This window comes from Paractinoplanes pyxinae, from assembly GCF_026626335.1.
In the GTDB taxonomy this organism is placed as follows: domain Bacteria; phylum Actinomycetota; class Actinomycetes; order Mycobacteriales; family Micromonosporaceae; genus Actinoplanes; species Actinoplanes pyxinae.
In genome coordinates this window covers 1-932 of record NZ_JAPNTZ010000040.1, presented here as the reverse complement: position 1 = coordinate 932, position 932 = coordinate 1, and the positions used below count along the sequence as shown (strand labels likewise).

General features: G+C 70.5%; 1 protein-coding gene. It reads left to right on the top strand.

All coding sequences use genetic code 11. The features are described from left to right. Positions 1–122: 122 nt before the first annotated feature. Positions 123–932: CheR family methyltransferase (locus OWR29_RS47965; RefSeq protein WP_267570396.1), on the top strand; the 810-nt coding region annotated here is incomplete at its 3' end.

Below are 932 nucleotides of genomic sequence, written 5' to 3'. Positions count from 1 at the left end.
GTGTGGGGCATGCCGGGCGCCGTGGTCGGCGCGGGGCTGGCGGACGAGATCCTGCCGCTCGACAAGATCGCCGCGCACCTGGTCAACCGGGTCAAGAGCGGGCGCTCGGCGGCGGTGGCCCGATGACGCTGTCGCAGGCCGAGTTCAACTACGTGTCGCAGCTGGTGCGGCGCGAGGCCTCCATCGTGCTCGCCCCGGGCAAGGAATACCTGGTCGAGGCCCGGCTCATCCCGGTCGCCCGCGCGGTCGGGGCGTCCGGGGTCAGCGAGTTCCTGGCCGACCTGCAGCGCCGTCCTGACCCGGCCCAGCAGCGCAAGATCATTGACGCGCTGACCACCAACGAGACCTCCTGGTTCCGCGACCGGGAGCCGTTCGCCGCGCTCACCGACGTCGTGCTGCCCGAGCTGATCAAGTCGCGGTCGACGGCCCGCAAGGTGCGGGTGTGGTCGGCCGCCAGCTCCAGCGGCCAGGAGGCGTACAGCCTGGCCATCACGCTGCAGGAGGCGCTGCCCGCGGGCTGGTCGTACGACATCATGGGCACCGACATCTCGACCGAGATGGTCAAGCGGGCCGAGACGGCCGAGTACAGCCAGGTCGAGGTGAACCGCGGCCTGCCCGCCGCGCAGCTCGTGCAGTACTTCGAGCGGGCCGGCGCGCACTGGCGGATCACCCAGGCGCTTCGCCGCAACGTCTCGTTCCGGCTGATGAACCTGACCGCGCCGCTGCCGGTCATGCAGCCGTTCGACGTGATCTTCCTGCGCAACGTCCTGATCTATTTCGACGTCGCCACCAAGCGCACCGTCCTGCAGAACGTGGCCAAGCTGCTGCGGCCGGACGGCTGGCTCTTCCTGGGCGCGGCCGAGACCACGATCGGGATCGACGACAACTACGAGCGGGTGGCCGCCGGCCGCACCTCCGCCTACCGAGTCCGT